4 protein-coding genes are annotated in these 6,754 nt (G+C 53.7%); 2 read left to right on the plus strand and 2 right to left on the minus strand.

Features of this window, described 5'->3' with window-relative positions; all coding sequences use genetic code 11:
• Nucleotides 1–87: 87 nt before the first annotated feature.
• Nucleotides 88–1,038: a hypothetical protein gene (locus tag A7K61_RS10970; protein ID WP_044308065.1), complete on the minus strand. Its 951-nt coding sequence runs from the start codon at nucleotides 1,036–1,038 to the stop codon at nucleotides 88–90.
• 298 nt (nucleotides 1,039–1,336) lie between these two features.
• On the opposite strand from A7K61_RS10970, the gene A7K61_RS10975 reads away from it, so the two are divergent.
• Entirely contained in the window at nucleotides 1,337–2,029 is a 693-nt protein-coding gene (locus A7K61_RS10975) for an ImmA/IrrE family metallo-endopeptidase (protein ID WP_044308064.1), read from the plus strand.
• Nucleotides 2,030–2,211: 182 nt separating this feature from the next.
• Here the strand turns inward: A7K61_RS10975 and A7K61_RS10980 are convergent, their stop codons facing one another.
• Nucleotides 2,212–3,222, minus strand: a complete 1,011-nt coding sequence (locus A7K61_RS10980) for an integrase (protein WP_069557551.1) — start codon at nucleotides 3,220–3,222, stop codon at nucleotides 2,212–2,214.
• A gap of 2,052 nt (nucleotides 3,223–5,274) precedes the next feature.
• On the opposite strand from A7K61_RS10980, the gene A7K61_RS10990 reads away from it, so the two are divergent.
• Nucleotides 5,275–6,306 carry a hypothetical protein gene (locus tag A7K61_RS10990; RefSeq protein ID WP_020302107.1) on the plus strand — a complete coding sequence of 344 codons (1,032 nt, stop codon included), beginning with the start codon at nucleotides 5,275–5,277 and terminating at the stop codon, nucleotides 6,304–6,306.
• Nucleotides 6,307–6,754 lie beyond the last annotated feature (448 nt).

Below are 6,754 nucleotides of genomic sequence, written 5' to 3' on the forward strand. Positions count from 1 at the left end.
GTCTGAGCCCGTTAGCGCTCGCTTAGCATCCATGGCAGGCCCGAACCACCATCGGCATACGCTTCGGGGTGGCTCAGGCTTCACTAGCTACTTGTCGTACTTGGAAGGCAATGGGCAGTCGTAGTTAACGTCAACCATGTCCAAATTCTTCAGCTCGAAATTGGCGTAGCTCGTGCCCTGTGACGTCCGTACTGTGGGTTGTCCGTACAGAAACACAAACGCAGTGGGTTTGGGCTGCTGGGAGATCTTTGCAAGCCTGGTAGCCATGAGGTTTTTGAGTTTGTAGCGCTCGACGAGCGTGTCCGAGACGAAGCTTGAGGTCGTCAGGCTTTCGGTTCCGCGCATCAAGCATTTCTTGAACTTGATCCGGTACGCGTCATTTTTTCTAGTGCGATCGATGTAGGCCCACCCATAGTAGATGACGGGGTGGTCGGGGAGGTCATTCAGATCCTGCTCCCAGACGCATTTAAAAATGCTGTCGTAGGCCACGTCCTGGCCGGCAATATTGAGCCGGCGAAACTCCAAGGTGTTGTCGGATCGATATCGGATATACCGGCTTACTACAGAGCGCACGGAGTAAATGGGGCCTACGATCCCCGATTCACTCAGCTTGGTCGTGTAAGGCCTTGTGTTTCTAGCGCGTTGTTTCGCCACATGCACATCAGCGCTGGGATCCTGAGTCGGTTCGTCATAGTACGAGTCGGGTCGATCAAGCTTGAACACGTCAACAATGGATTCGTCGACGGTTTTGCGCTCCTGCCCGTCGGGGCCGCTAGGCTCAACCTCAAGGTCGATCGCTTTCCCGTTGATGATCCCGCATGCCTCACTATGCTCTCCGTAGACCTTGAAGTGCGGCACGACCCGCATGCTCTGCACGTCCTTGTCCAAATTCGCACAGGTCACCTGGGCTGTACAGTCCGCTCCAGGGCAAACGAAGGCTCGTTTATTGGTTATAACACCTGCCCAAAACAGGTCATAGGCTCGATCGGGATCGACAAAGTCTCCAGCCTCAATGCTGAACGCAACATCCAATGCCATGTTTCTTGTCAAACCTCCGGTAATCCTTTCGATGGCCCCCAATGCTACAGCGGGCGACATCAAGGGTTCGATGTGTGGATAGCGTCTGGCACGCCCTCATTGGCCACCGCCGTAGCCGAATCCTCGCACACAACCTAGAGCAGGGCGAACCTAAAGATGGCGAAATGAAATCACTTTATTTCTTGTGCCAACTCCCTCAACCGTTCATCTGAAAACCCATATAGTGGGTTAGCCATATATTGAAACCACTACATATTGGGCTAAATTGTATTTGACAGCCTACATGTGGTGTTCTGCCATGAACGAAGCTTTAATCGAGAAAGCAGCGACTGACCTGCTCATGCAGATTTACCGTGATCGCCGGTACCTGTGGCCAGATCAAGAAATTCCACCGATGATGATGCGCAGCCCCCGGATCGCCGCCATGGTCTGCGGCTACGACTATCACGAATATCCCACCCTGGGAGACACCCAGTTCAACCGGCATAAAACCGGTACTCGCATTGCGGGCCTGATTGACCGTCAATCCAATAAGATCGCTGTCGCGACCGAGTTTGGTGACAAAGTTCAGCTCTTCACGGGGGCCCATGAAGTCGGCCATCTTGTGCTGCATGAGGACACCGTCATGCATCGCGACCGCGCGTTTGATGGCAGCCCGTTGCAAACACCACGTGCACCCGCAGAGCGACAAGCCGATCGCTTCGCGGCCTGCTTCCTCATGCCTCAAAAGCTGGTGAGGGAACGGTTCGAATTTATGTTCTGCTGCAAGGGGCAGCTGCGCTTCAGCGACGTGATTGCCTATCACCTCGACCCCAACAATCCGGATCGGCTCCTCTACGCCCCAAAAGAGTCGGGAGAACGTGAGCTGGCTCTGGCGCGATGCACCCGCTTCAACAACCAGAACCTGGTGTCACTTGCCCAGCAATTCGGCGTCTCGGATTCGGCGATGGCCATCCGGCTCAAGGAACTGGAGTTGGTGCGGTGGCCATAAAGCGGCAGGGGTCACAGCATACAAGCAAAGGCATCCCTGGACGCGACTGCAAGAGGAGTGCGCAGGCGTGAGTATGGACGCCCGAAGAGCCAAGACGAGGCCTGATGGCCGAAGCACGGTTAACGACAGCAGTCCCCGCAGAGGCCCGCTCAACGCATCCATTAGAATGCGAATAGCAGTTCTCACACAGGAACAGGCTTGCGACTAACCAACATAACCGTCAAACCGCGAATCTTCTCCGAGGCACTGGAGATCTCTGGATCATCAGACCCAGCTGCGCTGTCAGCCAAAGCGTCTCTGACGGAAACAAGGATGCGTCCGAGCGCTTTGGGATAGTAAGAACTCCGATCGTCTTTGGGGAAAATTGGAATCGATGGGAGAGGGTGGAGCGGATCAATATTCAGGTAACGCAGGTAACGACCAAAGACTTCATCGAAATGGGGTGACAACGGCAGCCAGCCATCCTTGGCTGAGCGAAGCTCAACCCAACGTCCGTCCGACCTACGATTGAACTGATCGAGATGGCTGGGCGACCTGGCGTTTCCCATGACGCTCCAGAGCCGGCGGCCCGAGTACCTAGCCATGATCAGGTACATCTCAATTATTCGGAATTCATGCACGCCCAAGAAATTTGGAAGCGACTTCAAGACCCATTCCAGCTCAGCATCGGTCAAGAAACCGATTGCCTTGGGTTGCTTGAAGGCAAGATCAGCAAGGGGCTGCGCGGCAACGTTTTCACGTGAGGCTGAAGTATCCTTGAGGTAAAAATCCAGAAACTGCGTCGCGCAGCGAATCTCTCGCTTCCAGACATTTTTCTCGATTTCGCCGTCATCACCAATTGATCTGGAATCAAGGAACGGGCGCCAGACTGGGTTTATAGACCAACCCTCAAATGCGACGCCGGGTTCCTGCACGAAGCGAGCCTGTTGCCCGTACACAGTCCAAGCTTTTGGCGGGTTGAGCACAAACTCTGCGTAATTCTCAAAGTCGTTGCGGCGCCAGTCAACGAGTGACAGGCCATGAGCAAAGCTCCAATTGAGCATTTTCTCCAGACCCATAATGCAGCTGTGGTACTGGCGGTGAGGATTTTCTGCACCCCAATTGTGAGCAATCCAATTCACATACCTGTCGACGTACCAGATGTTGATGAAGGGATGGGCTGCCGGGTCTATCTGGGCTAGCCGATCAGCCACAGCTAGATTCGTAGGAAAGGATCGAAGCTGATTTGGCCTCCAGTAAACGTAGGGTGGGAAAATCGGGAATGGGATGAACGGCCGAGTCATGACAGAACCAGGGGGCTAGAATGAGTGATGGCTCCTTTAACCTGTAGCAGAAAGCTGCAGTATTGCCATGGTGGATGTCATGGTCGAATGGGATTGAGGGTCGGGTGGGGTCAACCGGAGGTTAGTGAAGGGCCATGCGCAGAGATAGGATTATGAATCGAACCCAAGCTTTTGAATTTCTGGGAAACGGGGGTTTGTGGGGGTTTGACCGGAGGTATGTGGGATTGGACACGCTTGAACATATCTGACATAGCACATGATTTAACATAATATACATTATGCGTACCGTTCTATGCAGGGCTGGGGAGCTCTGGTGCTCAGATTTCAAGCCACGCCCGAGCTCTCGGAAGTAATCTCCTTTCATTTCGAGAACTAAATTCCTTGCATAGCCGTTTTGCCGCCTGGAAAAGAATTTACATCTACAGATGATCTGCACTGATGGGTTCACGACGTATTCTTTTTTGGTCTCCATTGGCCCTCGTGGTCTCCGTTTAAGGATTTCACTAACCAGGCCGGCGTGTCCCTTGCGGGCTTCGTCGCGACTGATTTTACTTCGTGAATCGCAGGTCCACCTCCAAGCACGGCGCTGTGTGAAATCTGCAGCTTTCGGCATGGAGTTGGTGCACGGATTTCACGGGCTGCCATTCGCGCAATGACCAACGCCGGCTGAGTTACATTCAGATAAGGTCGTGGAGCTTTTGCAGCCACCTAATACCCTGGTAGCTGCTCCAGAATTTGGTTCGCTCAAAAGCGCAGTGATGTGCTAGTGCGTTATCGTTGTAAACCAAATTTTTTACTTGTTAACCACGGTGGTTAACAGATCAGAAAACAGGTTTACAGTACGCCACGACTTGTTCAGGGCGTTTACTTTTGCGTTGGCGGCGATTGCGGTCTCTTCGCAGGCCTGAAACTGCTTGCCAACGGGCATTGCTTTCGTGAGTGTTGAACTGCTAAAGCCCTTATGCCATAACGAAAAATGCTCCGCATCTTTTGATACGGAGCATTTTCTTTTCTGCTAATGAGCCCATCTGTATTCGGGTAAAGCAGATCCGGTCACCACTTCGCCTTATAAGGCATCGGCCCGCCTTGCGCGAGCACCCTCTCGGGCTAGGGGACGTTCGAATCTCAACCGGTTAGTCGTCCCGCAGTTGCATTGCTACAGTAGAGAGAGGTTGACGCCTGTGTCAATCACATTGACAGCGCCTACCCCTACACGCCCGGGTCAACTGCCCCCAGCTGCGCAGTAATTCTTTAATTTCGTTCGCTGCGGCGAAAGCGCGAATGATTACCTCCAGCGCTCCGCTACCTGATCGACATGTAATATCCGATGACTGTCAGAATCTGAAATCTGCAATGCAGTATCCCGTAAAGGATAACAAGATGCCGGCCCCGTATCCGCTGTTTAACACCTACAAAGAATTCGTCAATCACACTAGCGATGAACCTGACCCGTGCCTACCGCTGGTGATGAACTATCTGGCGAACTTTGATGCATATCTCAAACCCATGGACGGTTTCGAAGCCGTCCGTGGTTTTCTGCGTTCGTACTCCAACGTCGGTATGTCAGGTCGTCTTGATAGGCTTATCGAGAGCGGATGCGTGGTCTCGCCGGACTCAGGGTTCCGTAAAGCGAGTCTGCTCTGGTTGCGAGAAACAAGTATGCACCACAGCGCAAGGACGTTGAGGATGGATGACGTAACCAGACTTGTGCGAAAATCAAACGCCGAAACTGCCTACCAACGTTTCTGTGCGTGGCGTGGTTAGAATCTAGCAGGTCTGCCCTACTCTTTCTGGGGGTGGTTTCTAGCAAGCCTTTTTTAACTCAACTAAACATCTATTTAGTTGAGCTAATAGTCATCCTGTTTTGGTGTCATCCTTCCAAGCCCTATTTTGCCATATCCGATAACTGTCAGACTTGGATATTGGGCAGCCTTCTAGGCCACGATGGGTGCTGAACCAGGCATGGTTTCCGTTCCAGCCCTCAAATTTGCTGCCAGACACATTCTTGTCGACCTCGCGGAGGTGAAGTCGCTGGCGAAGGCGACCGGCGCACCCTGGCTGCGGCTGGTCGACGTCGGCCCTGCGCGGGCGGAGTTCGTGTTGCCCACTTTCACAGCGCCAGCGCCGCTACGGCGAGTCCTCGATACACCGATTGCCTCAGGGCATATCGGTACCACCAAGACCCTGAAGCCGCAGACCCTGGCTACAGCAAAAATATGGGATTACTCGGCGACCTATTCAATGCCTGGACATGGATTGCAGCCAGGTACAGATGCGGTATACGCCCGAGTGACCTCGCCTATAGCCGGTCAGTCTCTCACTCGAACAAGATTTTCCGAACAAAGTTTGCTTGTCGCGGCCGATAATTTCATCGCAACTGCCGGAGAATGCATCGGTGGAATGGCCGTCATCAGCGATCTGCAAGCCTCTGCTGCCCGCCTCGAGCACGAGCTCGCCAACTACGCACCGATCAGTAGCTTTGGCTTAGGTAAAGTAGTGATCGTATCGGCGCGCATCGCGCACAACGGAAAGAAATGGGAGTCCAGTAACGCTGATCTTGAAGTTGATGTCGATAAGGATGGGGCGTCGCTCAAGCTGGGCGTAAAAAGCCTCGAAGCTTGCCGTTACCCCTGTGCCACTACTGACCTTTATGCAACCCGAAACGAACAACTCGCCGGCGGTTTTGGAGCGCGTCCCCAGAAGAGGCCCGTCTTCCAGGAGTTTATTTATGCAACGCCTTCAGTCGGGTTTAAAAGCGAGGCCCTGCCAATCATCGAAGTCGCGGAAATGCTCACCGGCGGCACGGCTTCTAATGATCCGCAGAAATGGCTCACCCAAGTAATTAATGAGCTTCTTGGCGGCGCAACCACCGAACAGCTACAGCAACTGCTCGTGCAATGCACGCTCGGATTTTATCCAAACAACGTGTACTCATTGACAGGGCAGAATAGCGAGCCCACCGCATGTCACCATGCTGACATCGAGAGGAGATAGCGCCAGCACTGATATACCTGCAGGCGCCTCAAGCGCGGCAACTATGTGGCTTAGCGAGGTCGGCGGTTCCGCAGCACTAGGGTTCTGGAGTGCGGAAGTGATTGTATTTAGAAATGGAGCGGGCTCGGCGCCGGAAAGATTCCTTGCACTGCACAGAGTCCGTGGCGAACTTGCCAAAAATGGCAATGCCAGTGAGAAGAAAAAGCTCGCGAATGGGAAGCAGACGGGAGCGAAGGCGAAACCCTAACTCAATGCGACCGGCCAATTGCCGCAAGCGTTTCCTCGCCGCCAGCTTCCAAGGCTCAACGGCCCAGCGCTCAGCAGCTGGGCGCTGACGTCAATGACATCAACTTCAGAGCCGCTCGGATGCAGCCCTGAAGTTGCGCAAGCACTTGCCGTCGCGCGTTATCCCGCTCCCCTTCGTCAACTATGGGAACTCCCTGCCCCT

The sequence above is a fragment of the Pseudomonas sp. AP42 genome (assembly GCF_001728935.1).
Lineage (GTDB): Bacteria > Pseudomonadota > Gammaproteobacteria > Pseudomonadales > Pseudomonadaceae > Aquipseudomonas > Aquipseudomonas lactis.